Origin of the sequence: Fibrella aquatica (assembly GCF_041321135.1) — a bacterium.
GTDB classification, from domain to species: Bacteria; Bacteroidota; Bacteroidia; order Cytophagales; family Spirosomataceae; genus Fibrella; species Fibrella aquatica.
The window spans coordinates 34,852-61,309 of record NZ_JBGGWF010000005.1 but is presented as its reverse complement, the minus strand read 5'-3'; the positions used below and the strand labels follow the sequence as shown (position 1 = coordinate 61,309).

Below are 26,458 nucleotides of genomic sequence, written 5' to 3'. Positions count from 1 at the left end.
TAGTGGCCGACATGACAGCAACACCAGCTGCACAGCGAGCGTATTCATTAATGAACTACAACGCTCTTTATGCACTCTTCATTTGTCAAAGCCACGCTCTTGCTCTTGCTTTCCCTTGTGGTTGGCTACGCCTGCAAATCAACAGACAACACAACGGTCACACCCACGACCTCGGCTACGGTATCGGCCTTAACCTGCGGTTCCACCACGTTTTCCGCTACGGCCGTAAGTGGTGTTGCTTACACCGGCACGGCTACCGTACCGTATACGGGCGGCAACAGCGCGGCCTACACAGCAGGCACGGCTATCGCCTCTACCGGCGTTACCGGCCTGAACGCCACCCTGCAGGCTGGTACGCTGGCCAATGGTGCTGGCAATCTCGTCTACGCCATTAGCGGTACGCCCGGCGGAGCAGGCACAGCCCAGTTTGCGCTCAGTTTTGGTGGACAGACCTGCAACCTGGCATTCACGGTATCATCACCGGGCTCTACTACCACACCCGTCACCACCAACTGCACATCGGTTACCGGAGTAGCGCGTGTCGTTTGTCTGGCCGAAGCCTTCAAAGCCACGCTCACAGCTGCTCAGTTGGCCACCGTACAGTTAGCCTACTCGAAAACAGATGCGACCAAATGGTCGAACCTACCCGACGGATTGTATAACGGGCGAGTGGGCATCAAATTAAGTGCGCTCACCGCCACACAGCTGACGGCATTTTACAACCTGATGGGGGCTGTACTGACGCAAAACGTAGCCAACGAAGGCCTCGACGAACTGGAAGGCGGTTTGGTAGCCGATGATTACCTGGGAGCCAACGGCGGCGGAACGACCTACAGCCGGGGAAATTTCCACCTGGCTTTTCTGGGTACACCCAGTACCACCGGCCTGTGGGAATTGCAGTTTGGCGGGCACCACTACACCTTCGCCAATACCTACAATGCAGGAAAACTCACCGGCACTACGCCTTCGTTCAGAGCTATTGAACCCATGGCTGCCGTAACAGCCAATGGCAAAACGTACCAGCCCATGGAGCAGGAACGGGTAGCTTTTGCCAATCTATTATCGGGACTTAGCGCTGCCGAACAGACCACCGCCAAACTCACCTCTACTTTTACCGATATATTGCTCGGCCCCGGTAAAGACGGTCAGTTCCCAAGCACCAGAGTTGGCTTGAAAGTGGGCGACCTGTCAGCCGCGAAGAAAACGTTGGTGCTCAATGCCATACAATTGTATGTCAATGATTTAGATTCGGAATCGGCGGCCACTGTGATGGCCAAATACACGGCCGAACTAGACAATACGTACATCGGTTATGCGGGCACAACCACAGTAACGGCACAGAATGACTATATCCGTATCGATGGCCCAAGCGTCTGGATCGAGTTTTCGTACCAGGGCGGCATCGTGATTCGGGGTGTACCACATCCCCACTCGGTTTGGCGCGACCGCACCGGCGATTATGGTGGAAACTAAGCCGTTTATTGGCGTATTAAATTCGGGCAACGGGTTCATGAGCTGGTTGATGCGGAGTTTTGCTGGATCACTGGGCCTGTTACTGGCTATATCGTTCGTACTGCCGGTAGCCGCTCACCCAATGCCCAACTCGGTGGTGTTACTGCGGGTACATACCAATCGCATCGAGGCCGACGTACAGATTCCGCTGAGCGAGCTACAGGCGGCAGTGGGGCAGGGCGTCGACGATGATGCGGCGGGGCTGGTAGAGCGGCGGGGAGCCTTTCTGCGCTCGTATCTGACACAGCATCTGCGCGTACAAACGGCCGACCAACGTACCTGGCACGTTCGGGTAGGTACGTTGGCGGTGCAGGAAACCACCAATTCTATCAATGGCCTATACCGCGAACTGGTGGCGCAGGTAGAGCTGCTCCCCCCCGCCGGCATCAGTGCCCGCCAGTTTGTTCTCTACTACGACGCGGTGTTGCATCAGGTGGTGACGCATAAGGTTCTGGTATCGGTGCAACAAGACTGGGAACGGGGACTGGTTGAAACGGAATCACCCGTTCAGGTGGGGGTCATCGAATTAGACATTGTTAATAACCGGATCAATCCGTTGAGGGTTAACCTGGCAACGGGCAGTACATGGCAAGGCTTTCGGGCAATGCTCCGGCTGGGGGTCGACCATATCGCCGAAGGAACTGACCACCTGCTGTTTTTACTCGTGCTGCTATTGCCCGCGCCGCTACTGGTACAGAGCCGTCGGTGGGGGGCGTTTGGCGGTACGCGCTACAGCGTTTGGCGCATCCTGAAAATCGTTACTGCCTTCACGCTTGGTCACTCGCTTACCCTTCTGGCTGGGGTTGTGGCTGCTCAAAACCCTGATTGGGTACGTATACCCAGTCAGCCCGTTGAAGTGCTCATTGCCGTCTCGATTTTAGTATCGGCTGTGCACGCGTTGCGGCCCCTGTTTCCCGGTCGTGAAGGCTGGGTGGCAGCGGGCTTCGGCCTGGTGCATGGTTTGGCCTTCGCCGATACGCTCACCAACCTTCGCCTCGATGCAGGACCAATGGCCCTCAGCCTACTGGGTTTCAACCTCGGCATCGAAGCCATGCAACTCGTCATTATTGCCCTCACGCTACCCTGGTTACTGCTTCTCAGTCGCACGCCGATCTATTCGTTTGTGCGCGTCGGCGGTGCCTTGCTGGCCACACTGGCGGCGGTAGCCTGGGTCTTTGAGCGTATTTCGGGACAGGCAAACGCCATCACAAACGGAATAACACGGGTAGCTCCGTTGGCTCCCTACGGACTGGCAGCGCTGGCCCTGCTGGCCGTTACAGCATGGTACATCAACGCGTACGGCGTCTTCAAAAGCGCGGCATATCAAGCCTGTCGGCCTTCGCGAAATTCGGTGGGCGACAGGCCGGTGTGTTTACGAAAAAATCGAGCGAAGTAGTTTGGGTACTCAAAATGCAGTAGATAGGCAATTTCAGAGACCGAATAACTGGTGTAGGTCAAATACTTACGTGCTTCGTCGAGGATATGGGCCTGTATTAACTGACTGGCCGATTTCCCCGAAATGGCTTGGCAAATGCGGTTCAGATGCACGGGCGTAATGGCCAGTTCATCGGCTATCTGAACAATGCTGTGCGTGGTGCCCACCTGCCGAACGAGTTGCTGAAACGACCTGAAGTGCCGAATACCCGGCGTACCGGGGCTTGTACTTACTACCTCGCCGTGTCGCCAGAGCCGAAACAACACCAAAAACAACCGCTGCAAACAGGCATGCAGCATCGCCTTTTTCTCGGGTTGGCTGTCGAAGAGTTCCGTGTCAATTTCACGAATCAACTGGCTTATGGTGGCGGGCGAAATCAAGGCATCGAAGTCAGTGAGGCATTGCACCGAGGCGAGCATGGGAGCCATTGATTCGCCCACATGGGTTGTGCTGGTTGCCTTGGGGAACAGGCTATCAACGAGCGCATCGGAAAGGGTCAGGATGCGGCCTGTAGCATCGGCAGAATACACAAAACCGTGCAGCGCCGTGGGCGGAATCAACAAAACGAAGGGGCCGGTAAGCTGGCGTTGGCGCGTGGCTTCCTGAAACTGAACCTCTCCCGTTTGCACAAAAAACACCTGATACAGCCGGGCATGAATGTGAGGCTGAATCACCCAGTCAAAAGTACGACTACGTGTTTCCAGCAATTCCGAGAACAAATAATCGCCGTCGGGATAGCCATTGGCTTCGCCATAAATACCGTCGAATTGAGTGATGCGCTGCAAGGTGTATCAGGATTATGCGGTGCCGCTGATGTTATAAAACTATCGCAATCGATCTATCAAATCAACTCAAAAGCAAGCATTTACTGATAAGTATGTTCTATTTGTTACTGTTGTTTATCGAATTGTTTCCGATACGACCGTTCACAAACGCACAACTTTGTCTTTCTAAAAAATCGGTCATACGCCGATGAATGCATATGTGTATCGGCCGAATCCTGAACTCTTTTTTTATGAGGCAAGTCACTCGTTTTTCCTTGGCGGTATCCATCATTTTCCTGACCAGCCTGGTCGTAACAGATGCCGCCCTAGCTCAGGTCAACGACCCGCTCCGGTTCACCCCGGCTCAAAAATCGGTCGAGAAGACCCTTACTTTCCCGAATGGAAAAACCGTGAACTATCGGGCCTACGAGCAGCTTTTTTATGTCGCTAACGTAGTTGACCCAGCATATCAGTACCTCAACGTCTACGTACCTGAGTCGGCCAACTCCCAATCGCCTATTCTCCTGCGAAATTACGTGGGCGGCTATTTTGCCTCGAAAGCACAGGCTCCTTCGGCCATCGACGCATCGGGGCGGGCGTTGCTGGAGGGCTACGTCGTGGTGATTCCCGGTGCGCGGGGCTGGAACGCGAAAGTGACGGGTTCCACTGGAAACACGACCTTCACGGGGAAAGCCCCGGCGGGAATCGTTGACTTGAAAGCTGCGGTTCGCTATCTGCGCTATAACGACAAGGTCATGCCCGGCGATGCCGAACGCATCATCACCGACGGCACAAGCGCGGGCGGGGCTATGTCGTCGCTATTGGGTGCTACCGGCAACCATCCCGCCTACGAACCGTATTTGCAGGCATTGGGTGCCGCCAAAACCCGCGACGACGTATTTGCTACGGTTGCCTACTGCCCCATCATTGATCTCGAACACGCCGATATGGCCTATGAATGGCTCTACAGCGGTATCAACAGCGGGTCGCGATCGCCAACCGCTTCAGCGCAATTGGTGGTGTCGACAGAGTTGGCGGCGCAGTTTCCTGCCTATCAAAACAGCCTCGGCCTGAAAAAGCCCGACGGCACGTACCTGACCGCCGATACCTACCGTAATTACCTGAAAAGTTGGTTGATGAAATCGGCACAGCGGGCGCGGGATGCGGGTGCCGATATACCGGCATCTACAGGCGTAACATTTAACACTGGCTTTCGCGGATCACCGGGCGAGTTTGTCACTGACCTCGACCTCGACAAATACCTGAGTTATCTGGTAACGAAAACGCCCCTGAAGGCCCCACCTGCTTTCGACAAAATGGGCGTGCTGAGCCCCGACGCTACGCCCGAGAACCAGGTCTTTGGCGATGCCACCGGCAAGCCCGCCAACTATACGGTCTATAGTCTGCAGAAGGCGACCCAAAACCCGTCGGCTTCGTTAGACAAAGCCCTGACCGACCGGGTGTACCTCCTGAACCCCATGAACTTCATCGGCGATAAAAAGGCGACCACTGCCAAACACTGGTTTATCCGGCACGGTGCTGCCGACCGCGATACTGGGTTTCAAATTCCGATCAATCTGGCTACCAAACTGGCCAACCAGGGCTACAACGTCGATTTTGCCCTTCCCTGGAACCGCCCCCATAGCGGCGACTACGACCTGAACGATCTATTCGGCTGGATGAATGTGGTGGTAAAATCAGCCCGGAAATGAACGTACCCACCAACGAACCCGTCTGGGACATAGCGCATTTGGCGCATGTGGAGATGCTTACGCCAAAACCTGAGGAAAGCCTTCACTTCTTCACTCAGATTATGGGTATGTCGATAACGGCCACGCAGGGCGATTCGGTCTACCTGCGGGCGTATGACGATTATGAACACCACACCCTGAAACTCACGGCCTACCGTCAGGCCGGCATGCGCCACTTTGCCTGGCGCACCCGCAGTCCACAGGCGTTGGCCCGGCGTGTGGCAGCGCTGGAAGCCTCCGGACTGGGTATTGGCTGGAACGACGGCGACCTGGGCCACGGCCCCGCCTACGAGTTTCGTTCGCCCGATGGTCACCTCACCGAAATTTACTTTGATAGCGAAAAGTATCGCTGTTCCCCCCACGACCAATCGGCTCTAAAAAACACGGCGAGCCGCTTTCCGGCGCGGGGCATTAACGTACGGCGTATCGATCACCTTAACCTGTTTGCCCAGGATGTGCGGGCATTCCGCGATTTCCAACTGGGTACGTTAGGCGGTATTCTGACCGAGACAATCGTGGATAACCTCACCGATCTGAATCCAAAGGCGGTTTGGTTCATGGTCAATTCCAAGTCGTACGACCTCGCCGTTACGGAAGATCACCTCGGTTTGAACGGACGGTTCCACCACGTCACCTACGCCGTTAACAGTCGCGAAGAGGTCTTGATTGCGGCTGACATATGCCTTGAGAACGGTATCCAGATTGAGACGGGGCCGCACAAACACACCATCCAGCAAACGTTTTTTTTGTACGTCCATGAACCTGGCGGCAACCGTATCGAGATTGCCAACACCACCGCCCGCCTCATTACCGACCCTGACTACCAAACCGTTGTCTGGACGCAGGAAGAGCGCAAAAAAGGGCAGGCCTGGGGTCTGCAAACCGTACCCACGTTTCACACGCATGGCACGCCGATGCCGGGGGGTGATGTGGTGAAGGGTGAATTGGTGAAGGGTGAGGGGTGAAGGGCGTAAGTTTGTTTGCGAAAAACGAAGCAATTATGGAAGAGGACCTTTGGGGGTGGGTTGGTGACTTGGCGGACTCGGTGGCTGGCGAAGCGGCAACGGAATATAGCGTTCAGCCAGGTAGACCGTTCATCGACGATCTGGAACGGCGATTGAAGCAGTTCATGGTCCGGTGCGTGAAGGTGTGCCGTTCGTTACCAAAATCGTATGATGCCCAACATTTTAGCCATCAATTGATTCGCTCATCGTCGTCCGCAGCGGCTAACTTCAGGGCGGTCCGCAGGGGACGTAGTACCAAAGAATACTATGCTAAACTGAGCCTTTCAATTGAAGAACTGGACGAGTCTGTTTTCTGGCTTGAAACGCTCATTCTGACTGAACTTCTACCTGAAAACCGCTTATCTGACTTGATCGATGAAGGGTATCAACTTCTAAAAATTCTAGCCAAATCAAGAAAAACAGCCAAAGAACGAATGGCGAAGGGTGAAGTGGTGAAGTGGTGAAGGGTGAGGGGTGATGTGGTGAGGGGTGAAGGGTGAAGGGTGAAGGGTGAAGGGCGAAGGGTGAAGGGTGAAAAAGCTTCGCCTAATCACCCCTTCACCCCTCACCACTTCACCCCTCACCATTCACCCCTCACCCCTCACCCCTCACCCCTCACCCCTCACCACTTCACCCCTCACCACATCACCCTTCACCCTTCACCCCTCACCCCTCACCCTTCACCCTCACCCCATGAAAAAACTCCTTGTCATTGGTGCCCATAGCGGCGATTTTGTTTGGCGGGCGGCGGGCACTATCGCCAAAGCCCTGGAAGAAGGAGCCGAAACGCTCGTGGTCGCGCTATCGTATGGCGAACGGGGCGAGTCGGGCGAGCTCTGGAAAGAAGACCCCAACCGCACCGTCGAGAGCGTGAAGGCAATTCGTCACACGCAGGCGCAACAGGCCGCCGACATCCTGGGTACGCCTATTCAGTTTCTGGATTGGGGCGACTACCCCATGCTGCTCACCGATGCACGCATTGAGCAGCTCACCAACCTGATCGGTGATTTTGAGCCCACGGTTATCCTGACGCACTCGGAGAAAGACCCCTTCAACCCCGACCATCCGCTGGCGTTTCAGGCGGTGCAGCGGGCACGGTTGCTGAGTTCGGGCGCGGGCGTACCCAGTGCGTTCAAAAACATTGACCCGCCGGTGTGGTACTCCTTCGAGCCGCATCAACCCGAATTATGCGGCTTTGTGCCCGACACGTTTATCGATATCACCTCGGTGATGGCGAAGAAACAGGCCGCGATGGCCTGCATGGGTGCCCAAACGTACCTGCGCGATTATTACGCCGAACTCGCCGCCCGCCGCGCCAACCATGCCCGCCGTATTTCGGGTCAAAAGCAGGTTCAGTTTGCCGAAAGCTTCCAGAGTCAGGTGCCACGCGTAACAAACAGTATTTTTTAACCGGTATGACTACACATGCGCTGTCCCGCTTCTCGGCCGCTACCATCCACGAAGCGCTTGGCAAAATCGGCAACCTGCCCTCGGCCATTAAACCAATAAGCCCCGGCATGACCATCTGTGGCCCGGCCTACACCGTACAGACCATTCCGGGCGACAATAAAATTCTGCACCGGGCCTACGCCAACGCCCAACCCGGCGACGTACTGGTCGTTTCCTGCTCAGGTTACTACGAAGCCGGTTATTGGGGCGACCTGATGAGCCTTGGTGCCAAAACCAGAGGCCTTGCCGGGCTGGTGATCGATGCCTGCGTCCGCGATGCCAACGACATTGAAGCGATGGACTTTCCGGTGTTCAGTCGGGGGTTGTGCATTCGGGGTACGTCGAGCCTGGAAGGCGGCACACTAAACGAACCTATCATCATCGGTGAGGTCATTATCACCCCCGGCGATTACATCGTGGGCGACCGCGACGGGGTGGTGGTCGTTCCCCAAGACCGTATCGACGAGGTCATTGAAAAGGCCATTGCTCGCGAAGCCCGCGAAGAGTGGGTACGTGACCAGTTACGGCAAGGTAAAACGTCTATTCAAATTTATGGGTGGTAAGCTCAGCGCATACATTCTGGTTTTTCTGACATAGCATAACATCAGTATGACAATCGCCATTCTTGGCCTGGGTGAAGCGGGGAGCCACTTCGCTAATGATTTAAGCAAGTTGGGTTTAACGGTAATAGGCTACGACCCGGCTCCGAAACGGGTACTGCACCCGGCTATAACGCTGGCGAAGAGCAACGCCGAAGCGGCTCGCGGTGCCGACATTATTCTGAGTGTGAATCTCTCGGCAGTGGCAGACTCGGTGGCAACGGAGGTGTTTCCGGTGTTGCAGCCGGGCCAACTGTATGCCGAAATGAACACGGCGTCTCCCGACACCAAACGGGCTGTTGCGGCCATCATTGCGCAATCGCCGGGCGCGTTGCCGGTCGATGTGGCCATTATGGCACCGGTGCCCCCCAAGGGTATCCTGACCCCGTTCCTGATTTCAGGGCCGGGGGCGGATCTATTCGCCGAAAAGCTCGCTCCGTTTGGGTTGGATATCAGCGTATTGAGCAATGAAATGGGAGAAGCCGCCACACGAAAACTGCTTCGGTCAATTGTGTACAAAGGCGTGGCGGCGGTAATTGGCGAGGCGGTGGCAGCAGGTCGTTCATTTGGGTTGGAAACTTACATTCGTGAGCAGATCCGGTCGGTGATTGGGGGTAACGATGCGCTCATCGACCGGTTTCTGGAAGGGAGCAAAACTCACGCCCTCCGCCGCAGCCATGAATTGGAAGCCGTTGTGCAGATGCTCACCGCCCTTGACATTGAGCCGGTGATGAGCCGCGCCACGCTGGAAAGCCTGGAAAACCTGATTGATGTACCAGGAAACTAGCTAACAGACATCTATGCCGCAACGCGCTATTCCATTCATGCAATTTCGGGGGGGCTCCTCGAAGGGTGTTTTTTTCAACGCCCGAGACCTGCCATCCAGCGTACCTGAACGCGATCAGGTTATACTGGCCGCCATGGAGGGCGTTGGCCCCGGCGACCCTCGCCAGATCGACGGGTTGGGCGGGGGAACACCTCTGACCAGCAAAGTGGCCGTAATCAGCCCGTCTGCCTCGCCCGACGCCGACCTGGATTATCTGTTTTTGCAAGTGGTGGTGGGAGCAGGACGGGTATCGGCGGGGCAAAACTGCGGCAATATTCTGGCGGGCGTACTGCCGTTTGCCATCGAATCAGGGCTATTTCCGGCAGGCGATCCGACTACTACCGCCCGGATCAACATGGTGAATACAGGCGGTATTTGTGAGGTGACGCTACAAACGCCGGACGGTGTGGTCAACTACGTAGATGGAACGGCCAAAGTCGATGGCGTGTACGGCACCGCAGCACCGATCGTCTGCAATTACCTCGGCACGGCAGGCTCTACCTGTGGGGCGTTACTACCCACCGGTAATGTACTCGATATAATTGACGGATTGGCCGTTACCTGCATCGACAACGGGATGCCTGAAGTAGTGCTCCGCGCGGCTGATTTCGGGCTGACGGGCTATGAAAGCCCCGCCGAACTGGAAGCTAACGAGCCGCTTAAGCACCGCCTCGAACGTATCCGGCTACTGGCAGGTCCGCTGATGAATCTTGGCGACGTATCCCGGAAAACTATTCCAAAGCTATGCCTCATTGCACCGCCGCAGCAGGGGGGCGTGGTCAGCACACGCACATTTATTCCGCATGTGGTGCATGAAGCGATCGGTGTGTTAGGGGCTGTATCCACCGCTACAGCCTGCGCCCTACCCGGCTCTGTGGCCGAGGGCATTGCCCAACTTCCCGCCAACCTCAGTCAGGGCTATTCCGTTGAGCATCCGTCGGGTGAGTTTACGGTCCGGTTAGAGTTGACCACGCATAACGGTGCCGTTCAGATTGGCAAATCAGGCGTAATTCGAACGGCGCGGTTGCTAAGCCGGGGTGACATGTTGGTGCCCTTTTAGTTACATCTTCCGTCAGAAAACACCAGCTATAATGGCCAAAGACGAGAATCAATAATCAATGCATCTTCGGCAACAACCCTAATCTGGGTAAAATCAGGGTGACCAGCATGGAGGAGGTAATTTACACCTGATGGCATGACGGATGACGGAACCCCAAATGCCAACACATCTGGAGAGGTCAACCAATTACCCAGCACCGTTTGGCTACGAGCATAGTTTTTTTCACACCAAACAGACGGAAGCTCATTGGCCGTCACAATGCGCTGCGACTGATCAGGAATCTCAAGCGTAAATAACCGATAGGCGGGCAGTTCGGCATACGGAACACGAGGGGCGTGTACCAGAATCTCGATCAAGGCCAGCGCCGGATGTTCAGCCGTATACAGAAGGCCAACACCGGGCGGATTCCAGCGGCCACCGTACAGGCGTGTCCCTTCAACAGATAGGGGTTGATTGGCGTATTTCTGGCGAATAACGCGATAAACAACTGCCATATCTACCCAAAAATACCATGATCAAGTCGCCCTAATACCCGATCAACCAAGGTGAAGCCAGTGACTGTATCGAGAGTCTGTAGCGGCGTTTGATCATCTAACTCAGCGATCGGTGTACGTAGCCAGTTGAGCACCGTCGTAGCACGGCCTTCGAAGGTGTCTAAGCCGTGACAAAGTAGGTTTTCGAGCAAAAGCAATCGCTCCGATGCCTCCTGACTCATTGGCTGCTGGGGCTGTAGCCGGTGCAGATAGCTCGTTGACAGACCAAGTGCAATAGCTAGTTCTTTATCAGCCAGTTTAACTAAGCCCGCTACCCGATCAGCCTCAGCACGCAAAACACCCTGCCGACTACTCCTGATGATTTCCTGCTCAGTAAATGGCCGAATAGGCGGCTGGGGGTGGTATGAATTTACAGCTTGCATATACTGAACTTTTACACCAAACCAAGTGAATTAGTTCATCTTTTGCAGGAAGGCGGCAATCTCCATTAACCATGCAATGCCAATGTGAATGAACAGACCACCCCAGATGCTTCGGGTAGAAAGTGCTAGAACGCCCAGAATGTAGCCGCCAAACAGCGATGAAACCGTTTCGCCCAGCGGCCGGCCAAAGTGAATCGTGGCGTACCAGACAATCATGGGCAATACCGGGCCGGGCCGCGACAGGCCGAGCGTCGCTACGCCGGATTGCGTTAGGCTAGACCGTGATGGATTAGAGTCAGGTACGTTCTGTTGTAGAATCCGGCTGAGGCCGATGACCAGGAAGCCACGAAAAAGCAGTTCGGTCGGCACGAAGTCCCAGCCGTAGGCCAGTTCGTAGCCTAATGCCGTAACCCACTCAGGTACGTTCAACAGGGTATGGGCACCGGTATTCCGATACGCTGGATAGGCTTGCAGAAAGTCGGGCTGGAACGAGGCATAGGTAACAACCGGCACCATCAGCGCCAATAACGTAGCGTAGACCAGTAGGCCTTTCCGCTTGGGCTTCATCCCGTAAAACCCATTGGCGGGTTTGTCGATTAGCAGATAATACATAGCAAGAGGCAGCACAATCGTCACCACAGAATGCACGTTGCTTAGCACTTTGAACACGTACACATACAGGCCAAAGTCGGGAAAACGTACCCGCGCCCAGTCGGAATAGGCGATGAACCCCGCGTAGTAGGAATAAGCGATCAGCGCTACGAGCGTATGCAGCCAGAACCAGCGGTTTCGCCAGATGTCGCGGCGGTTATGAAACCAGCTCCATAAGCCAAAAGCCCCGTAATAGGCCGTAGCGTACATTCCGAAATACCATACTTGCCGCCAGGGACTATGAGGTTGCCGATCAATGATGGCATTTTCAACGCTGAACGTGTAGTTGATGGTAATCAACAGGCTCACCCATAAAGCCGTTGCGAGGTACAACCCGAGCTTGAAGTCAGCCCGCAGGTAGGTACGTATGTCCCGGAGAAGTTCGGTCATCAGGTGGGCTCTTCCAGATTTGCAATCTGGAAGTTATTAACCGCACGTTTGTAACGTGCAGAATGCGACAGTAGTCTTTTTTTCATGCGCGTTACAAACGCGCAGTTAATAACTTCCAGATTGCAAATCTGGAAGAGCGGCTCCCGTCGCCTTTTCAATCAACCCCTCGATATGCGCCCGAAAATCGGCTTCGGCTTGTTCTTGCTGTTCGGGCGTCCAGCTACGTTCGATGGCTAGCAGACGGGCGGTGACGGGCAGGGCTTCCAACGTGGCTTTCCAGTCGATGAGGCCGAGGCGGATACGGCGCATCAGGACGTCGGGCAGGGTTTGGGCCATTTCGGTGCGGGCCGCGTAAATCACTTCGGCCTGAATAAACGGGTGACCTACGGCCAATCGCGTGATCCAGTCGGATTCTTCACGCAGGAGACGCAGCACATTCAGCGCGTCGGTGCCGTAGGTGTTGGCCAGATGATCGAGCACATCGGCGGGGTATTCGGGGTAGCTATCCGTCAGGTGTTGCCGGTATTTCCGGTTATAGCCGTCGGCTCCTTGTAAGAGCAGCGTTTCCGTTTGGCAGGGAGGCAACGTACCCAGCATTTGGCAACAGGCATCGATCGTTTCCTGCGCCATAAGCCGGTAGGTCGTCCATTTACCACCCATGATACTCACCAAACCCGACTGCTCGTCAATCTCCACCTCATGATCACGCACCAACGATTGACTGGCCGCATTAGGATCGGCCTGCAACAGTGGACGAAGACCGGCGAAACCTCCCGTTAGTGCGCCGATAGGAATCGGGTTCTTTACGTACTGATTTACATGGTCGAGCAGGTACGTTGCCTCGTCGGGCAGTAGCGCAGGTACGTCGTTGGGGTCGGCTTCAGTGTCGGTGGTGCCGATAATCCATTGACCGCGCCACGGAATAGCGAAAAGCACACGACCGTCTTTGGTTTTGGGCACCAGCAACGCCGCAGGGTCAGTTTGTCCGGTAGCGACGGGTAACGCCGATCCGCGCAGCACCACGTGAGCCCCTTTACTGGCCCGCATGCGCTCGCCCTGCTTTGGGTTGGCTCCCTGCCGTATACCATCGGCTCGCGTCCCTGTAGCGTTGATAAACACCTTCGCTTTCACCGAAAAGCGCATGCCCGTCAACTTGTCTACAACCTCAACGGCGGTTACTTTTCCGGTTGCATCGGTGGTCATTTTCTCAACCAGCACATGATTGGCTGCGGCTGCCCCTTTTGCCACTGCCGTTTGTACCAAACTTAGGTTCAGTCGAATATCATCGAATTGCCCGTCATAATACATCACCGCGCTATGCAGCTTTTCGGGATCGAAAGCGGGAAAGTGGCGCAACGTACTGGCTTTGCTAAGCCAACGGCTGGGCGCCATGCGTCGGCTACCGGCCAGCAAATCATAAATTTTCAGACCAATGGCGTAGTAAGCCCCTTCGATCAGGTTGTTTACGGGCGTGAGTAGCGCCAGCGGATGGCACAGGTGCGGTGCAATATGCAGTAGCGTCCGGCGTTCATGCAACGCTTTCCTGACCAACGATAACTGTTTAGGATCGAACGTCTTGACAGCCTGCTCTAAGTAACGTACCCCGCCGTGCACCAGCTTGGTCGACGTACCTGACGTACCGGCACCAAAATCGTCGGCTTCGAGCAGGGCTACGCGTAGGCCCCGGCTAGCGGCATCAGCGGCACAACCTGCCCCCGATGCGCCTGCGCCAATAATACACAGATCGAACGCGTCGGTTTGCAGTCGGGCAAGGTTGGCAGCACGGTTCATTTTTTGTCGTATTTCTTCGGTGCATACAGAAAGCCAAACGCTTCGGCTCCCTCGCGGGTGTGCACTTTGTGGTGTACATAATGCGCCCGCATGATCCGTACCAGATATGGATTGGTCGTTTTGAAGCTGATCTTTATCCGACGGTGCACAATGATGTCGTGGAAAACAAAATAGCCGATTCCGTAGAGCGTAACACCTATTCCGATAGGGGCCAAAAACCACAGCGACGGTATCTCGAAGCCGGCAACAACCAGGCCAACGGCTACGCCACTGAACAATACACTAAACAGGTCGTTCACCTCAAAGAAGCCTTTGTGCGCATTATGGTGCGAGTGGTGCCAGTTCCACATAACACCATGCATGATGTACTTATGTGTGAACCAGGCTACCCCTTCCATCGTGATCAGGGTAGCAAGAGCGATGGCAACGTTTGTTAGCATTTTTGCGTTTAGAAAGTAATCGCGTTTGGTTGAATAACGACCTTCGCCCTTGAAAAGTTGGCGAATAATCTATCCGCTAAGTTAAGCTTTGGTGAAACCTCTGCGGCAGGCCGTTTGCAAATTCGCCGGTAGGTAGTACATTTAGGTGTGATCGTAACGCATCATGGTGGGCAGATCAAGTACAGACTATAAAATGCTCAAAGAACTGGTTCGCCGGGGAGAAGGGCATTCGCTTGAGTTTAAACTCAAGACCAATCATCCCGAAAAGATTGTGCGGGAGATCGTAGCGTTCGCCAATACCGACGGCGGCACGCTTCTGATCGGTGTCGGCGATGATGGCACCATTCCGGGCCTTAAATACGCCGACGAAGATGAGTACCTGCTCGTTCGGGCCATCGAAAAATTCTGCTTTCCGGCTATTCAGTATACCCTCGAACGTGTTCCACTCCACGATGAACGCGAGGTGCTGTTGCTCCGTATTCCGCGCAGCCCAAACCGCCCGCACTACGTTCTGCCCGACCCTACTGACCCCGAAAACAAAAAAGTCTATGTACGTGTGGCCGACAAATCGGTTCAGGCGAGCAAAGAGGTGCGGGAAATCATGAAGGGCGAACGCGCCGACCGGAATGTGCGCTTCACCTATGGCGACAAAGAGCGCGTGCTGATGAACCACCTCGGCCAGAACACATCGATCACGGTCGATGCCTTTGCCATGCTGGCCAATATTCCCCGGAAAATTGCCTCACGCACGCTGGTCCTCCTCGTGCTGGCCAACGTGCTAGACATTCACCCCAGCGACGTCATGGATAAATACACGACGAAGCTGGTGTTGTAGTAAGGTACAGCCCACCCCGCCTCTGCGGGGTTACCGACTGATCTCATCAGGCTAATCAACGTTGCGTATTACGTCAGTTTAAACACCCAAACGGGCTGGTTTGCCAATTGTTGACGTACTTTTTCAGGTACGTTCACCACAATGCCGTTGCTTGCCTTCTTCCACTTTAGGGGTTGCTTGCTACCCAAAATGGTCAGGATTTTTGTCGGCGTAACGGGCAGTGTCAGGCTGACAGGAAGTACCGTTTCAGCTTCCGTAGGCAGATATGACGCGTAGGTGGCCTGCCCGTTGCTGGTAAACGCCCACTGTTCCTGCCGATACGGCGCCAGGGGTTTGGTGCCATAAATCGACTCGCTATTGATCTGCATCCAATTGCCAATCTGGGCCAGACGCTGATACGCCTCCTCGTGCCATTCCCCATCGGGACCGGGCGCGATGTTCAACAGCATATTGCCATTCTTTGCCACCACATCGACCAGAATCTGCACCAGTTTCCGGGCCGATTTGAAATTTTCTTTGGGAATATACGACCAGCTATCGCCCATGGTCAGGCAGGTTTCCCAGGGAATGGGCATGTAGTGGTCGGGGATCTGCTGTTCGGGTGTCACGTAGTTTTCAAACTCACCCGACACGGTGCGATCGACTACCAGCAAACCGGGCTGTTTCTGGCGGGCCGCCGCTGCAATCCGGGCCATGTCGATATCCTGGTCGAAGGGAATAGTGCGCTGCCAGCTCACGGTTGAGTCGATGGTGCTGAAAGGACGTACCCAGCCACCGTCGAGCCACAGAATATCGACCTTTCCGTAGTCGGTCATCAATTCCTGAATCTGATTGTAGGTGAAGGTTTTGAATTTCACCCATTCATCGGGGTACTTCTTCGGATCGTAGTTAACGTTGCGGTCTTTGGGTGGGAAATAAGGTTTCCAGTAGCTGTCGGTATGCCAGTCGGGCTTCGAGAAATACGTGCCTACCATAAAGTCTTTTGCCCGGAACGACTGCAAAATCTCCTTCGTCACGTTGCTGCGGGGGTTGGATGAGAATGGCGTTTTAGTGCTCGTGATTTTGTAGTCGGTCTGCTTCGTGTCGAACATACAAAACCCGTCGTGGTGCTTGGTCGTGAAAATCATGTATTTCATTCCCGCCTGTTGCGCCGCTACCGCCCATCGGTCAGGATTGAATTTTACCGGATTAAACGTTGTCTGAAGAGCTTCGTACCCTTTTTTGTATTCATACCAGTTGCTGGCGGTAGGGCCTTTGCGTTCGCACCAGCCTTCATCTTCGGGACAGAGCGACCACGACTCCACAATGCCGCGCTCGCTGTAGGTGCCCCAGTGCATCAGCAAGCCAAATTTTATATCCTGCCAGTTACCGAGCTTTTGCCGGACGGCCTCGTCTTTAGGCCAGATGTATTTGCTGTGATTCTGTTCGGAATGCTGCTGACCGAAAACGGTTGTCGTTAGCAGCAGACCACTGAACAATGCCAGGTACGTTAGTTTCATAAACAGGTCAATGTAGTTTTCGACGATTTTTCGTTGGCGGACCGGTAAAGCCCTTGCCCTGCCCCTTCTGCCGAACAGCCAAGGCCAGAACACATCGCCTAAGGTAATATTTTCACGAATCGGTCGGGTTTCTTTTTCTACCAAGACGCAACCAAAATACGGTAGCAAGGCTTATTTTTGGCTGATACCAGCCCCGTATTTAGCTATGCTCATGTCACTTACTCTTCGCTTCATCAATCGTCTTTATGTGGTCACGGGCCTGCTTGTTGTCGGCCTGGCCAACACGCTTCCCGCGCAGGTAGCCCGGCCCGTGGTGATTGGGTATGTATCAGGCGGAGGCTGGACAAAAGAACAGATTGAAGCTAACAAGCTGACACACATAAACTACGCTTTTGCCGTGCCCGCCGCCAACGGAAAATTGGCCCCGCTCACTACACGCGACTCCGTGAATCTGGCAGCGCTGACGTCGTTGCGGGCGATTAATAAAGACCTGAAAATTCTGATTTCGATTGGGGGCTGGGGCGGTTGTAAGTACTTCTCGGATGCTGCGTTGACGCCCGCTTCCCGCCAGAAATTTACCGACGATGCCGTGGCACTGCTCAGAAAACATAAGCTCGACGGACTGGATATTGACTGGGAATACCCGGCTCAGATTGGCGCGGGCAATATTTTTCGCCCCGAAGACAAACAGACATTTACACTTTTTCTGAAAGCTTTACGCGATGGTCTCGATCAACAAGGAAAGCTCGACAAACGTACCCGCGCCAACCACTACCTGCTTACGGCAGCCACCGGGGGCGACACGGCTTTCGTGAGCCACACCGAACTCGACAAGGCGCACAAGTACCTGGATTACGTGAACATCATGACCTATGACCTCTACCACGGAAACGATAAAGTGACAGGTCACCACAGCCCGTTGGGTCAGTCAAAAAAAGGTGATCAGTCGCGTAATAGCTCAATTTCTGCCGTTGAGGGGCACATCCGCGCGGGCGTTCCGGCTAGCAAAATCGTGCTGGGTATTCCGTTTTACGGCCGGGGCTGGAAAGACGTGACCGCCGTGGATAACGGACTGTATCAACCTGCTAAAGGTGAGCATCTGTTCATTAGCCACGATGAGCTGATGGATAAATACATCAACAAAAACGGCTACACGCGTTTCTGGGATGACGACGCGAAGGCTCCCTATCTCTGGAACCCCACAACGCGCACCTTCATCACCTACGCCGACGAGGCCTCATTCACACCAAAGGCTGCCTACGTAAAACAGAAAGGGCTGGCCGGCGTCATGTTCTGGGAGTACATCTACGACTTTAAGCACAAGATGCTACTAGACGCGCTGATTCGTGATTTAAAGTAACAGAACCCTCAGCTCCAGCGCTTTCGTTGTCGCTTGCCTATGGCGAGTGACAATGAGATTCCGCTCAGTTCTCTATTGCATCGAGCCCTAATTCCCTGAGTTTAGCTAATCCGTCTTTCATGGCCTTGAGCTTTTCTGGGGCATGCCCTTGCCAGTTGATAACCTCGCCAATCACTTTAAGCGGATGAAGTGAGCGGTAAGACATGGTTGGGTTACCCGGAAACTTCTTGTTGGTGACATTCGGATCATCTTCGATGGCACCCGTGGGTTCTACCAGATAAATCCGTTCACGGCCCTCGCCAAGGGCCAGTTCAGCGCCCCAGACAGCCGCATCAAGCGTTGCGGTGAAGTAAATGTGAGTCAACTGACCATCCTGAACATAGTTTGAGTTGAACCCGGCTGTCATAAAGTCCCCAACCTCTAGGTCGGCTTTTGTTCCGTGTAGGAATGTCTGTGCGAAGGGGCTGTGAAACGCGTTTTGTTCGCTTTGGGCTTTTTCCATCGGTATAAGTTGAGCGTTTTAGGTAAGCAAATTACAAGTCGGCAGATAGGGTAACCCTACTCTGCTGCTTCAGCTGCACCTGTTGCGTTGAACAGCACGTGCCAGTAACACGGTCGGGTTGTCTTCTATTTGTCCACTCCAGTGGCTTGGCTCAACTCACGTTCCAGGTCCTCAACACTCGGCAACGTACCCCGCAGGTCGGCAGGAATACTTTCAGTAAGGCGATATTCGGCAATGCCAATGGGCTTATTTATGTCTTTTAAGGCGTATTCGGCAACCACTTTGTCTTTATCCTGACAAATCAACAGGCCGACACTCGGTTGGTCGTTCTCGGTTTTGAGTTGGTCATCAACAACAGACAGATAGAAGTTCAATTTACCAGCGAACTCAGGCTGGAACTTCCCACGCTTCAGCTCGATGACCACGTAGCTGCGTAGTTTCAAATGGTAAAATAGTAAGTCGAGGTAAAAATCCTGTTCGCCAACTTCGAGGTGGTACTGCTTACCAACGTATGCAAACCCCGCGCCCAATTCAAGGAGAAACTTGGTAATGTGCTCAGTCAGGGCATTTTCGAGGTCTTTCTCCTGGTAATCTTCCTGTAACGTCAGGAAATCGAACAGGTAGGGGTCTTTGGTCAACTGTTGTGCAAGGTCTGATTGTAAAGCAGGCAGGCGATCATCGAAGTTGGTAATTGCTTTTCCCTGCCGCTCGTGCAACCCTGACTTGATTTGCAGATTGAGTATATCACGTGACCAGCCGTTCTCAAGTGCTTTGGCAATGTAGAAGTTACGTATTTCGGCCGATTTAACCTTGTCGAGCAAGATGACATGGTGCGCCCAGGGTAATTGTGCAACAGGCCGTTGCACGAATTCACTACCAGGGTAGGCTTCCGCAAATTGGCGCATGTAAAACAAATTACGACGCGACAAACCCTGCATATCGGGGAAATCTGACCGTAAGTCTTCTGCTAGCTTTTCTATCACTTTCGAACCCCACTGCGCGGTTTGTTGCCTCTCTAGGATGGCTTTTCCAATGTGCCAGTAAAGGCGTAATAATTCTGCATTGGCTACGACGATAGCCCGCAGGCGGGTTTGGCGAATGGTCGCTTTAAGATCAGCCAGCAAATGGCCATAATCATCGGGTAGTACTTGTGTCATAGTTACGGTATGTACGTGTGGTGTTAGCCAATCCGCCCTTATTACTCTACTACCTCAGCGGCACCCATTGCATCGAACAGCGTGTGCCAATAACGAGTCACGGTCGGGTTGTTTTCTTTAGCCGAGGCCGTGGCGGCGAAGGGCAACACGAGCCGGATCGTGGGCGAGCCGATGACGTATTGCGCTGATAGCTTTTTAGCGTCGGCTTTGGCCCATTCGTCGGCTTGTTCGTTGCTCGCGGGGGGCGTTTTGTGGAAATCGCGGCGACCGGGGGCGTTCATGCTCTCGACCATATCGCTCAGGTAATAGGCACGTACCTGTTTCCCCGATTCATCGGCCCGGGCCAGTACGTCGAGGCTTCCCCACAAATCGGTATGCTGGTTCGAGAGGTCGGTGTTAGGCTGATCGAGTTTGGTCAGGACTTGTCGTTGCATCGTGGCCTGTTCGCGGGTGAGCTGCAGTTCATAATCCGACTGAGCAGCTTCACGGTCGGTGGGGCTGGCTCCTTCCGAATCGGGCAACTGGGTACGGGCCGTCAGCGAAAGGGCGCGGGCTTTGGCTGTGTTATCGTGCACGTAATACACCACCACTTTATCGCCTTTCTGATGCACATTCTCGGTAATAGCTTCCCGAATTATACGTTCATAAGTAGCTCGTGCTTCTGACAGACTGCTATTACTCAGGCTTTTGTCAATAAAGAACAGCGTGTAGCTTGGTTCGTCGGCAGCAGCCTGAGTACGTTCCTTTTTGTCGGAACAGGCCGTGAGCAGAAGCAGGAAGAGAAAGGCGATTCTGGGCATGATTAATAGTCGTTCTCAAACCTATAAGGTTTGGGAAACCTTATAGGTTTTTTTAGATCGCAGAAAGCGCAGCGCTGCCAGAAAGCCCAGAGCACTGAACACCAGATTGACCAGCGTGATGATGGCGTGTGAAAATGTAGCCCAGACCGTACCCGCCAGGATAGGCAGCCCGTAGGCCACCAACCCACGACTGGCCAAAAAATGATAGGAGCCGATACTTGCCTGCGTAGGGATGGTCAGGCTGCCGAGCGAGGTGAGGGCAAAAACGGTTAACGCCGCCGAATTGGGCAATGTTTCGGTGATCGGTAAGGCACGGAAAAGGGCCGTCAGCACCACCAGCGACAGGCTATGGATGAAAAACGTGGTCAGCCAGTAGAGCGACGGGCTACTTACGAGCCGGATACTCAGCAATCCCCGCCGGAAACCGTCGACGCGTTCGCGCACCTTAAAACGGGTGGCGAGCCGTTGAACCGAGGCTTGCTTCGCCAGACTTTTCAACCCCCAAACTCCTAGCAGAACAGATACACCAACAGCTACGGCGATGCCAATCCACTGCCCGGTTGTCACAGCTACCAACCAGGGCGGCGGTTGCATATATTGGCGCACGTAGGCCAGTAGTCGGCCCGATTCGAGCAAAATCGTTACGATCAGAAACACAGCGGTGGCCAGCAGATCGACCAGCCGCTCGGTGATGATCGAGCCCACACTTTCGGTGATAGGTACGTTGTCGCTTCGTTGCAGCAGCGTACAGCGCAGCAACTCGCCTGAGCCCGGAATGATCAGACCCGACGCACTACCTGCGAGCATGGCCGACATGGCCCGGCCGGTCGAGGGTGTATAGCCGAGGCCCTGTAGCAACATCCGCCAACGAACGGCGCGTAACAGCGTTTGTAGACCCATAACGAGGGCGGTAATCGTTATCCAGAATGGCGACGCTTTATAGAGTTGATCGAGCAGGCTGGCCAGGGGCATTCCCCGCAGCGCGTAGGCCAGTAGGGCGAACGCCAAAACAATGGGCAAAAGCTGTTTAAGCGTCTTTTTCATGGAGACAGATCGAGTTGGCACAGCCTTTGATGTGGGGACTTAATAACCGGCTTAAGGGGTCGAAAATAACAGGTCGACTGGAATCCCCTACCGGCAAAATTGGTAAATTTGTCTGATTAGGCTACACTGTTACCAAGTCTTGTCTTCATTAAGTGATCAGAACCTCATGCTGGCATTTAACGTAAGCAGTGCTTGATGAGTACCCAACAGTGCAGTGGAATGCCCTTTTAGTGCCCGACCCATACTGAACAAATGAGTAAAAAAGGTAAAAAACCAGCCGATTCGCCGGCGACTGAACGTCCACGTCCTGTTGCCTCTCCTGTGGCGCCGCCTCCGGTGCGGTCTGCTCCCGTTGCTTCAGCCCCCGTTGTTCCTCCAGCCCCGCCTAAACCTACGCCAACGGCTCCTCCAGGTACGTTGATCTGGTTCGATAAACGCGTAAAAATCACGTTGGGTGTGTTTGTCGGCGTATTTCTAATGTTCGTTCTTTTCAAATGGCACTACGTATCGCTGCCTGCCTGGAACGAGATTCTTCCCGACGGTGGCCCTGCTAAACGCGGCTTGGTAGCCGGTACACCGAAACGCATTCGGATGGACGACTACGCCGTAGGTGCCCCCTGGATTTTATCAAACGCCAACACTGGTTTCACCGCCGAAAACGAAGCGGTTGGCGGGCTAAAAACGCCGCTACTGACGCTTCCGGTAAAACATCCGATTGCTTTGTTCAAAATCGGATACTGGGGCTTCATGTTTCTCGACGTAGAGCGCGGCTACTCCTGGATGTATTGTAGCAGTCCGCTCATTCTGTTGCTGGGTACGTTCCTATTTTTCCTGCTCGTAACCCGCAATCAATACTGGCTTTCGCTGACGGGGTCACTCACGTTGCTGCTCTCGTCGGGCACGGTCTGGTGGTCGTTTATCCCTTCCTCGATGATCGGCTATTGCGGGGCGGCGTTTGTGGCTGCGGTGTATCTGATCCGAAGCACCAATCCGCGCGTGTACATTCCCGTTGCGTTTTTGCTGATCTGGCTGGCTGTTTCTTACGCTACCGGGCTGTATCCGCCGTATCAGGTGCCAATGGCCTACCTCTTCGTCTTTCTTTTGATTGGGTACGTTATCAACGAACGCGAAGCCATTTTTCCGATCAAAGCCATTCCGGTCAAGCTGGTCAGTCTGGTTGGTGCCGTTGCGCTGGCGGGTATCGTTGCCTACATTTTCAAGAACGATATTGAGGAAACAATTAAAGCCGTTACCAGTACGGTCTATCCCGGCAAGCGCAGCGAAACGGGCGGTACAGGCTTTGTGGCCAACTGGTATTCTGAGTATTACAGCTGGTTTTTCAACGATCAGCAGTTTCCGAAAGGGTGGATGAACATCTGCGAACTATCGCACTACCTGAACTTCGCTCCGGTAATAATGCCTCTGGCCATTGCCTTGTTTGCCTTTACCCGCCGCATTGACTGGATGCTGGTTGGCGCGATGGCGTTCGTTTGCCTGATGTGGCTCTGGATCGAAGTGGGTTACCCCGCAGCCATTGCTAATGCTTCGCTCATGAGCATGGTACCTACCCGGCGCGGACAGATTCCGATGGGCGTGGGTAGCATTGTGCTGCTGTTCCTGTACCTCGCCGCGCTCCGTAACGTGAGCCTTGCCGACATTAAACAGTCCATTCCTGGCTGGTTTACGCCCGTTGCCATTGTCGGCATCATCGCCTTTGTAGTGTACACGGCCTACGTGAACGTGAACGATTCGGACGGTATGCTTCGGTCTGACCAGACGTTTATGCCGGTGCTGTTTTTCATTCTGATGAACGGGTTGCTGCTGTTTTCGCTGAACATCCGCTATCGCATCGCCTTGTTCTGTGGGGGTATCATCCTGTTCCTGCTACCGAATCTAAAAGCTAATCCGCTTTCGAAGGGCCTTACACCGTTAACCGAAAACATCGTGTACCAGAATGTGAAAACGCTGGTCGATAAAGACCCCGATGCCCGTTGGGTTGTCAATGGTAGTCAGTTCGTGGCTTACATGGTCACGGCCACCGGCGCGAAACAGATTACGGGGGTGAAATACATTCCGAACCGGAAGCAGATTTTCAGCGTGCTGGACCCGACCATGAAGCGCGACTCGGCCTACAACCGCTATGCCCACGTGACGTTCCAGACGTACATCAACGGCGCACAGGGCGACACCACGATTCTGGCCCAGCAATACGAAGATGGGTACGTAATCGCGGGCGATCCCTGCTCACCGAAATTCAAGAAACTGAACGTCAAATACATGCTCTACGACCACCCGCCGCAGATTCCGTACGAGATACGTTGCATGAAAAAAGCGGTTGAACTAGGCTCAATGACCATCTACGAACGAATTGACTAAAACGAGTTGGTGGTTTGTTGTGTGTAGTTTGTAGTTGCGCTGCTATAGCACGGATTTCTCTACAGCAGCGCAACTACAAACCACACACGACAAACCACAGACCCTTAATTCATTTTGAAGATCCTCATCGTCATACCGTGTTTCAACGAGCAGGCCTCTATTGCGGAGGTGGTGCGCACTATTCAGCACACAACCCGGCAGCAGGGCTTCGATGCCGACGTGCTGGTGGTCAATGACTGCTCGACGGATAAGTCGATCGAGATCATTCGGACGCTGGGTTGTCTGTACCTCGATTTGCCGGTGAACTTGGGTATTGGCGGCGCTATGCACGCTGGCTACAAGTACGCTTACCGTCACGGTTACGATGCGGCGGTGCAGATGGACGGTGATGGGCAACATCCGGCCAATGAATTGTCGAAGATTCTGACGCCCCTCTTGCAGGATAAGGCCGACGTAGTGATTGGCTCACGGTTTCTGACCAAAGAAGGGTTTCAGTCCTCGCTAACCCGGCGAATGGGTATCCAGTATTTCCGGTGGCTGAATCAGTTGCTCATCGGGCAAACGGTACACGACAGCACGTCGGGTTTTCGGGCGTTCAACCGCAAAACACTGGCCGTGGTAGAGCGTTATTACCCCGACGAATACCCTGAACCAGAAGCCATTGTGCAATTCGGCCTGTACGGACTACGGATGATGGAAGTACCCGTCTTGATGCAGGAGCGGCAAGGCGGCGTATCGAGCATCAACAGCAGTCGCGCCGTTTATTACATGGCCAAAGTATCGCTCGGCATTCTGTTCATCTACCTGCGGTTGCGGGGAAAGGGACTGAAGGCAGTTTGAAAAAGTTTACTGTTTACCGTTTGCTGCTTACTGTTGCGCTGCCTGATCAACGTAACTTGCCTAAGCAGCGCAACGGTAAACAGCAAACGGTAAACAGTAAACTCTTTTACAAATGGAAGGTCTATCATTTGTCATACAGCTGGTCAGCATCGTCGGGGCGTCGATCTTTATGATCATGATCTTCCGGCTGATCATTCAGGGGCGGCTGCGCGAAGAGTATTCCATTGTCTGGATTCTCTGCACGCTGATCCTGATCGTGTTCTCGATCTGGCGAAAAGGGCTCGAGCAGATTTCACTTTGGCTGGGTGTGTATTACCCGCCTTCGCTGATCTTCCTGGCGGCCATTTTTGCCATCATTGTCTTTCTGGTTCACCTCTCGGTGGTCAACTCCAAGCTGCAAAGCCAGATCAAAACCTTGACCCACGAAATGGCCTACATGAAGCTGGAACTCCAACGACAACAGCAGCTCATTGCCGAAAAAGAGCCAGTATCAGCTGTTGAGTAGGCCGTATAAGTAATCACTTGGTTGCTCTTTCCGATTTGCAATCGGGAAGCTACTGACAGCGCGTTTGTAACGCGCAGACGAATGAATTTCCTCACTCGCGTTACAAACGCGCTGTTCTAACTTCCCGATTCCAAATCGGGAAGAGCTCATATGCTGCCTTCCATTACCGTTATCACGCCATCGTACAATCAGGGGCAGTTCATCGGCCAAACCATTGAGTCTGTACTAAGCCAGGGATACCCGAACCTGCAATACCTGATCATCGACGGCGCTTCGACCGACCACACCGCCGACGTAGTAGCCCCGTACCGCGGCCAGCTGACGTTCATTACCGAGCGTGACCGGGGGCAAACCGATGCAATCAATAAAGGCCTGCGTATGGCTACCGGCGACATTGTTTGCTGGCTCAATTCCGACGATTATTTTCTGCCCGGTACGCTACAAGCTGTAGGTACGTTCTTCGCCGCCAATCCCGATACGGTCTGGCTAACGGGCGACTGCCAGATTGTAGACGAAGCAGGGCAGACCATTCAGGAGCCCATTCGTCAGTATAAACGGCTGCTTCGGTCCCTATCCCCCGCTGCTTTTCTGGGTGTTACCAATGCCGTTTGCCAGCCCGCCACGTTCTGGCGGCGGTCAGTACACCAGCAGTTGGGCTACCTGCGCGAAGACCTGCGCTACACGATGGATTATGACTGGTGGCTCCGGCTGGCGCAATTACAGGCTCCAGCGGTTAGTAAGCAGCTATTTTCGGTCTTTCGCATTCATTCAGCCTCGAAAGGTGGAAGTCAGTACGTACCTCAGTTTCAGGAAGATTTCGAAACCCTCCGTCGGCACATGTCGTCGCCCCTTGTTCGAGGATTACACAGCCTGCACAATCAACTTATCACGGGCGTGTATCGGGTGTTGAAGTAGCCTTTAAGCAAGAGTCGCTTTACGCACTGTGGTGCTT

Annotated in this window: 26 protein-coding genes; 15 read left to right on the top strand and 11 right to left on the bottom strand. The window is 54.1% G+C overall.

The genetic code is table 11. The features are described 5' to 3' along the window. The first annotated feature begins 69 nt into the window (after positions 1-69). Both ACAW87_RS13710 and ACAW87_RS13705 read left to right on the top strand, forming a co-directional pair. Positions 70-1,473, top strand: coding sequence for a DUF3500 domain-containing protein (locus ACAW87_RS13710; protein WP_370723978.1), 1,404 nt, complete (start codon positions 70-72; stop codon positions 1,471-1,473). Further along, complete coding sequence (locus ACAW87_RS13705; RefSeq protein ID WP_370723977.1) at positions 1,460-2,908, top strand: HupE/UreJ family protein; 1,449 nt, start codon at positions 1,460-1,462, stop codon at positions 2,906-2,908. The genes ACAW87_RS13710 and ACAW87_RS13705 overlap by 14 nt, the downstream gene beginning before the upstream one ends. On the opposite strand, the gene ACAW87_RS13700 is transcribed toward ACAW87_RS13705, so the two are convergent. Next, entirely contained in the window at positions 2,836-3,732 is an 897-nt protein-coding gene (locus tag ACAW87_RS13700) for a helix-turn-helix domain-containing protein (protein ID WP_370723976.1), read from the bottom strand. The genes ACAW87_RS13705 and ACAW87_RS13700 overlap by 73 nt on opposite strands. Before the next feature lie 230 nt (positions 3,733-3,962). On the opposite strand from ACAW87_RS13700, the gene ACAW87_RS13695 reads away from it, so the two are divergent. From ACAW87_RS13695 to ACAW87_RS13665, 7 genes are all read left to right on the top strand, one after another. Then, the gene (locus ACAW87_RS13695) at positions 3,963-5,423 is read left to right on the top strand and encodes a subtype B tannase (RefSeq protein ID WP_370723975.1); all 1,461 of its coding nucleotides are present in this window, start codon (positions 3,963-3,965) and stop codon (positions 5,421-5,423) included. Next, a complete protein-coding gene (locus ACAW87_RS13690) occupies positions 5,420-6,427 on the top strand; it encodes a VOC family protein (protein WP_370723974.1) in 1,008 nt (335 codons plus the stop codon). The genes ACAW87_RS13695 and ACAW87_RS13690 overlap by 4 nt, the downstream gene beginning before the upstream one ends. A 35-nt stretch (positions 6,428-6,462) precedes the next feature. Beyond that, complete coding sequence (locus tag ACAW87_RS13685) at positions 6,463-6,930, top strand: four helix bundle protein (RefSeq protein WP_370723973.1); 468 nt, start codon at positions 6,463-6,465, stop codon at positions 6,928-6,930. A 229-nt stretch (positions 6,931-7,159) separates the two neighbouring features. Next, positions 7,160-7,876, top strand: a complete 717-nt coding sequence (locus ACAW87_RS13680; RefSeq protein ID WP_370723972.1) for a PIG-L deacetylase family protein — start codon at positions 7,160-7,162, stop codon at positions 7,874-7,876. Positions 7,877-7,881: 5 nt separating this feature from the next. Beyond that, positions 7,882-8,478 carry a 4-carboxy-4-hydroxy-2-oxoadipate aldolase/oxaloacetate decarboxylase gene (locus tag ACAW87_RS13675; protein ID WP_370723971.1) on the top strand — a complete coding sequence of 199 codons (597 nt, stop codon included), beginning with the start codon at positions 7,882-7,884 and terminating at the stop codon, positions 8,476-8,478. A 46-nt stretch (positions 8,479-8,524) separates the two neighbouring features. Beyond that, positions 8,525-9,301 (top strand): NAD(P)-dependent oxidoreductase, encoded by a 777-nt coding sequence (locus ACAW87_RS13670; protein WP_370723970.1) that lies wholly within the window; start codon positions 8,525-8,527, stop codon positions 9,299-9,301. Between the two features lie 13 nt (positions 9,302-9,314). Further along, on the top strand, positions 9,315-10,400 hold the full coding sequence (locus tag ACAW87_RS13665) for a 4-oxalomesaconate tautomerase (RefSeq protein WP_370723969.1): 1,086 nt from the start codon (positions 9,315-9,317) through the stop codon (positions 10,398-10,400). A 26-nt stretch (positions 10,401-10,426) separates the two neighbouring features. On the opposite strand, the gene ACAW87_RS13660 is transcribed toward ACAW87_RS13665, so the two are convergent. The 5 genes from ACAW87_RS13660 to ACAW87_RS13640 all read right to left on the bottom strand — a co-directional run bounded on the left by ACAW87_RS13660 (position 10,427) and on the right by ACAW87_RS13640 (position 14,588). Next, on the bottom strand, positions 10,427-10,894 hold the full coding sequence (locus tag ACAW87_RS13660) for an RES family NAD+ phosphorylase (RefSeq protein WP_370723968.1): 468 nt from the start codon (positions 10,892-10,894) through the stop codon (positions 10,427-10,429). A gap of 2 nt (positions 10,895-10,896) precedes the next feature. After that, complete coding sequence (locus ACAW87_RS13655; protein WP_370723967.1) at positions 10,897-11,316, bottom strand: Xre family toxin-antitoxin system antitoxin; 420 nt, start codon at positions 11,314-11,316, stop codon at positions 10,897-10,899. Positions 11,317-11,346: 30 nt separating this feature from the next. Further along, positions 11,347-12,357, bottom strand: a complete 1,011-nt coding sequence (locus tag ACAW87_RS13650; RefSeq protein WP_370723966.1) for a CPBP family intramembrane glutamate endopeptidase — start codon at positions 12,355-12,357, stop codon at positions 11,347-11,349. 105 nt (positions 12,358-12,462) lie between these two features. Next, complete coding sequence (locus ACAW87_RS13645) at positions 12,463-14,148, bottom strand: glycerol-3-phosphate dehydrogenase/oxidase (RefSeq protein WP_370723965.1); 1,686 nt, start codon at positions 14,146-14,148, stop codon at positions 12,463-12,465. After that, positions 14,145-14,588: a sterol desaturase family protein gene (locus ACAW87_RS13640; protein ID WP_370723964.1), complete on the bottom strand. Its 444-nt coding sequence runs from the start codon at positions 14,586-14,588 to the stop codon at positions 14,145-14,147. The genes ACAW87_RS13645 and ACAW87_RS13640 overlap by 4 nt, the downstream gene beginning before the upstream one ends. A 193-nt stretch (positions 14,589-14,781) precedes the next feature. Here ACAW87_RS13640 and ACAW87_RS13635 point away from each other — a divergent pair, with 193 nt between their 5' ends. Beyond that, complete coding sequence (locus ACAW87_RS13635) at positions 14,782-15,423, top strand: AlbA family DNA-binding domain-containing protein (RefSeq protein ID WP_370723963.1); 642 nt, start codon at positions 14,782-14,784, stop codon at positions 15,421-15,423. Between the two features lie 68 nt (positions 15,424-15,491). Here the strand turns inward: ACAW87_RS13635 and ACAW87_RS13630 are convergent, their stop codons facing one another. Further along, complete coding sequence (locus tag ACAW87_RS13630; protein ID WP_370723962.1) at positions 15,492-16,922, bottom strand: alpha-L-fucosidase; 1,431 nt, start codon at positions 16,920-16,922, stop codon at positions 15,492-15,494. Between the two features lie 211 nt (positions 16,923-17,133). Between ACAW87_RS13630 and ACAW87_RS13625 the strand changes: the two genes are divergently transcribed. Next, positions 17,134-18,282, top strand: a complete 1,149-nt coding sequence (locus ACAW87_RS13625) for a glycoside hydrolase family 18 protein (RefSeq protein ID WP_370723961.1) — start codon at positions 17,134-17,136, stop codon at positions 18,280-18,282. 64 nt (positions 18,283-18,346) lie between these two features. Here the strand turns inward: ACAW87_RS13625 and arr are convergent, their stop codons facing one another. The 4 genes from arr to ACAW87_RS13605 all read right to left on the bottom strand — a co-directional run bounded on the left by arr (position 18,347) and on the right by ACAW87_RS13605 (position 21,785). Then, a complete protein-coding gene (gene arr / locus ACAW87_RS13620; protein ID WP_370723960.1) occupies positions 18,347-18,784 on the bottom strand; it encodes an NAD(+)--rifampin ADP-ribosyltransferase in 438 nt (145 codons plus the stop codon). 125 nt (positions 18,785-18,909) lie between these two features. After that, a complete protein-coding gene (locus tag ACAW87_RS13615; RefSeq protein ID WP_370723959.1) occupies positions 18,910-19,941 on the bottom strand; it encodes a PDDEXK nuclease domain-containing protein in 1,032 nt (343 codons plus the stop codon). A gap of 41 nt (positions 19,942-19,982) precedes the next feature. Further along, positions 19,983-20,741 carry a hypothetical protein gene (locus tag ACAW87_RS13610; RefSeq protein ID WP_370723958.1) on the bottom strand — a complete coding sequence of 253 codons (759 nt, stop codon included), beginning with the start codon at positions 20,739-20,741 and terminating at the stop codon, positions 19,983-19,985. A 21-nt stretch (positions 20,742-20,762) separates the two neighbouring features. After that, the gene (locus tag ACAW87_RS13605; RefSeq protein WP_370723957.1) at positions 20,763-21,785 is read right to left on the bottom strand and encodes a lysylphosphatidylglycerol synthase transmembrane domain-containing protein; all 1,023 of its coding nucleotides are present in this window, start codon (positions 21,783-21,785) and stop codon (positions 20,763-20,765) included. 252 nt (positions 21,786-22,037) lie between these two features. On the opposite strand from ACAW87_RS13605, the gene ACAW87_RS13600 reads away from it, so the two are divergent. The 4 genes from ACAW87_RS13600 to ACAW87_RS13585 all read left to right on the top strand — a co-directional run bounded on the left by ACAW87_RS13600 (position 22,038) and on the right by ACAW87_RS13585 (position 26,421). After that, positions 22,038-24,161 (top strand): DUF7657 domain-containing protein, encoded by a 2,124-nt coding sequence (locus ACAW87_RS13600; RefSeq protein ID WP_370723956.1) that lies wholly within the window; start codon positions 22,038-22,040, stop codon positions 24,159-24,161. A 114-nt stretch (positions 24,162-24,275) separates the two neighbouring features. Beyond that, positions 24,276-25,001 (top strand): glycosyltransferase family 2 protein, encoded by a 726-nt coding sequence (locus ACAW87_RS13595; RefSeq protein ID WP_370723955.1) that lies wholly within the window; start codon positions 24,276-24,278, stop codon positions 24,999-25,001. A gap of 112 nt (positions 25,002-25,113) precedes the next feature. After that, on the top strand, positions 25,114-25,506 hold the full coding sequence (locus ACAW87_RS13590; RefSeq protein WP_370723954.1) for a DUF2304 domain-containing protein: 393 nt from the start codon (positions 25,114-25,116) through the stop codon (positions 25,504-25,506). Positions 25,507-25,656: 150 nt separating this feature from the next. Beyond that, positions 25,657-26,421: a glycosyltransferase family 2 protein gene (locus ACAW87_RS13585; RefSeq protein WP_370723953.1), complete on the top strand. Its 765-nt coding sequence runs from the start codon at positions 25,657-25,659 to the stop codon at positions 26,419-26,421. Positions 26,422-26,458 lie beyond the last annotated feature (37 nt).

What these genes read in the sequence shown, in the direction of transcription:
- ACAW87_RS13710 (WP_370723978.1), top strand. Translation starts at nt 70, where the DNA reads ATGCACTCTTCATTTGTCAAAGCCACGCTCTTGCTCTTGCTTTCCCTT.
- ACAW87_RS13705 (WP_370723977.1), top strand. Translation starts at nt 1,460, where the DNA reads ATGGTGGAAACTAAGCCGTTTATTGGCGTATTAAATTCGGGCAACGGG.
- ACAW87_RS13695 (WP_370723975.1), top strand. Translation starts at nt 3,963, where the DNA reads ATGAGGCAAGTCACTCGTTTTTCCTTGGCGGTATCCATCATTTTCCTG.
- ACAW87_RS13690 (WP_370723974.1), top strand. Translation starts at nt 5,420, where the DNA reads ATGAACGTACCCACCAACGAACCCGTCTGGGACATAGCGCATTTGGCG.
- ACAW87_RS13685 (WP_370723973.1), top strand. Translation starts at nt 6,463, where the DNA reads ATGGAAGAGGACCTTTGGGGGTGGGTTGGTGACTTGGCGGACTCGGTG.
- ACAW87_RS13680 (WP_370723972.1), top strand. Translation starts at nt 7,160, where the DNA reads ATGAAAAAACTCCTTGTCATTGGTGCCCATAGCGGCGATTTTGTTTGG.
- ACAW87_RS13675 (WP_370723971.1), top strand. Translation starts at nt 7,882, where the DNA reads ATGACTACACATGCGCTGTCCCGCTTCTCGGCCGCTACCATCCACGAA.
- ACAW87_RS13670 (WP_370723970.1), top strand. Translation starts at nt 8,525, where the DNA reads ATGACAATCGCCATTCTTGGCCTGGGTGAAGCGGGGAGCCACTTCGCT.
- ACAW87_RS13665 (WP_370723969.1), top strand. Translation starts at nt 9,315, where the DNA reads ATGCCGCAACGCGCTATTCCATTCATGCAATTTCGGGGGGGCTCCTCG.
- ACAW87_RS13660 (WP_370723968.1), bottom strand. Translation starts at nt 10,894, where the DNA reads ATGGCAGTTGTTTATCGCGTTATTCGCCAGAAATACGCCAATCAACCC.
- ACAW87_RS13655 (WP_370723967.1), bottom strand. Translation starts at nt 11,316, where the DNA reads ATGCAAGCTGTAAATTCATACCACCCCCAGCCGCCTATTCGGCCATTT.
- ACAW87_RS13650 (WP_370723966.1), bottom strand. Translation starts at nt 12,357, where the DNA reads ATGACCGAACTTCTCCGGGACATACGTACCTACCTGCGGGCTGACTTC.
- ACAW87_RS13645 (WP_370723965.1), bottom strand. Translation starts at nt 14,148, where the DNA reads ATGAACCGTGCTGCCAACCTTGCCCGACTGCAAACCGACGCGTTCGAT.
- ACAW87_RS13640 (WP_370723964.1), bottom strand. Translation starts at nt 14,588, where the DNA reads ATGCTAACAAACGTTGCCATCGCTCTTGCTACCCTGATCACGATGGAA.
- ACAW87_RS13635 (WP_370723963.1), top strand. Translation starts at nt 14,782, where the DNA reads ATGCTCAAAGAACTGGTTCGCCGGGGAGAAGGGCATTCGCTTGAGTTT.
- ACAW87_RS13630 (WP_370723962.1), bottom strand. Translation starts at nt 16,922, where the DNA reads ATGAAACTAACGTACCTGGCATTGTTCAGTGGTCTGCTGCTAACGACA.
- ACAW87_RS13625 (WP_370723961.1), top strand. Translation starts at nt 17,134, where the DNA reads ATGTCACTTACTCTTCGCTTCATCAATCGTCTTTATGTGGTCACGGGC.
- arr (WP_370723960.1), bottom strand. Translation starts at nt 18,784, where the DNA reads ATGGAAAAAGCCCAAAGCGAACAAAACGCGTTTCACAGCCCCTTCGCA.
- ACAW87_RS13615 (WP_370723959.1), bottom strand. Translation starts at nt 19,941, where the DNA reads ATGACACAAGTACTACCCGATGATTATGGCCATTTGCTGGCTGATCTT.
- ACAW87_RS13610 (WP_370723958.1), bottom strand. Translation starts at nt 20,741, where the DNA reads ATGCCCAGAATCGCCTTTCTCTTCCTGCTTCTGCTCACGGCCTGTTCC.
- ACAW87_RS13605 (WP_370723957.1), bottom strand. Translation starts at nt 21,785, where the DNA reads ATGAAAAAGACGCTTAAACAGCTTTTGCCCATTGTTTTGGCGTTCGCC.
- ACAW87_RS13600 (WP_370723956.1), top strand. Translation starts at nt 22,038, where the DNA reads ATGAGTAAAAAAGGTAAAAAACCAGCCGATTCGCCGGCGACTGAACGT.
- ACAW87_RS13590 (WP_370723954.1), top strand. Translation starts at nt 25,114, where the DNA reads ATGGAAGGTCTATCATTTGTCATACAGCTGGTCAGCATCGTCGGGGCG.
- ACAW87_RS13585 (WP_370723953.1), top strand. Translation starts at nt 25,657, where the DNA reads ATGCTGCCTTCCATTACCGTTATCACGCCATCGTACAATCAGGGGCAG.